General features: G+C 66.4%; 1 pseudogene. It reads left to right on the top strand.

Going from position 1 to position 1,529, the window contains the following annotated elements:
* Nucleotides 1-1,017: 1,017 nt before the first annotated feature.
* Nucleotides 1,018-1,203, top strand: a pseudogene (locus tag ACH4C6_RS36400) (transposase); the annotation flags it as partial.
* Between the last annotated feature and the right edge of the window lie 326 nt (nucleotides 1,204-1,529).

The following is a 1,529-nucleotide window of genomic DNA, read 5'->3' as shown; positions in this document are numbered from 1 at the left end:
AACGGCTCGATCACCGCCCACAACTCATCAGTCAGCTCATGACGACGCACCACGAACAGAACAACGAGCAAAGCACTTTGCGGACACGACCTAGCAGAAGGCAGCCGCGTACAAGGGCCAGTCTGGAGCCTCGCTCAACATCGACGGTGTCGATGCCGATGTTGTGGCCCAATGGACCGCAGATAGGGACCGCGTCATCGTGGAACTGCGCTCCTACTTCGATAAGGACGCCAGGCACCTACGTATCGATGCCTCTGAGAAAAGTGTTCACAGCGTCCGTGAGGATGACTGGTACCCGAAGTCCCCGGAGATCTCTGTGCCGGTGAAGGATCATCTTGCGGATGTGACGGTGAGGGTGGCGATCGGTGGCAAGAGCTGGAAGCCGAACGTCAGGCCATACTCCAAGACGATCCGCCTCTCGCCGACCGGTGTTGCCTACGACGCGCAGACCGGGGAAGGCTCCCCTCCGACGTATAGCGCCCCTCCCCTGTACCACCTGACGGCCCGCAGCCCTCGTCAGCCGTTCCGGCTGCTCTGTCTGGCCCTCGCCCGCTCATCGGCGAGGACCGGGCAGGCCGTCCGGCCCGTGACTCTCGCTCACCCCGCCTGTATCTGCGCCCCGCCTGCTCGCACTTCTCCACGCCGGCGGGGCGCTGTGCTGTCCACCCCTCATGAAGGAGGTTGATCATGCTCGTTGTTCGTCAGCGTCGCCGGATCGGCCGGCCCCCGCATCGCCCGGGTCGTCCCCGCTACCCGCATCGTCCCGCCCGTCCGGCTTCCTCGTGGAGGGCGAGGTGAGCACCCGCACCCGGGCCCGGCGCGAGCGCGGGGCGCGGCCGCGGGCGTGGGAGGGCTTACCCGAGTACGACTGGCACCGCCCCGGTAGGGCTGGCCACGCGTCGCCAGCTGCGCGCTCAGGGTCTGCGCCCGGGTGGGCAGGAGCCGGCTGCGGTGCTGCGCTGCAAGGCGTGTGTGACCCGGCAGCGCGTGTGCACCCGGCCCGCCTATCTGTACCGCTGGCTGTCCAACCTGCCCGAGACCACCTGCCTGCCCGTCCTCGTGCGCACCGCGAAGCTCCGCTGGCGCATCGAGCACGACTACCGCGAGATGAAGCAGACCCTGGGCCTGGCCCACTTCGAAGGCCGGACCTGGCCAGGCTGGCACCACCACGTCACCCTCGTCTCGGTTGCCCACCCCCTTCTGCACCCTGCAGCGACTGAACCGATCCCCAAAAGAGACGGCGTCGGCCTGAGCCTCTACCGAGTCGTTCGCGAGCTGCAGTTACTCCTCGCGACCTCGACCGGCGCCTGCCCCACCTGCCACCGCGACATGCCAGACCTCGCACCAACATGACCAAGCCTTACTAGGGTCCGTCTTCAAAGATCAACAAAAGGTGGATCATGGTGAAGTGATACGTCGCCATGAACTCACTGGTCAGGAGTGGGAGTTACTCGCTCCGCTGATTCCGCGGGCCGCGACGGGCCGGCCTCGTGTGTCGGACCGGCAGGTCATCAACGGGATGGTCTACA

This window comes from Streptomyces sp. NPDC017943, assembly GCF_044328425.1.
GTDB classification, from domain to species: domain Bacteria; phylum Actinomycetota; class Actinomycetes; order Streptomycetales; family Streptomycetaceae; genus Streptomyces; species Streptomyces djakartensis_A.
Note: the sequence above shows the minus strand (reverse complement) of the source record. Positions and strands in the feature narration are given on the sequence as shown.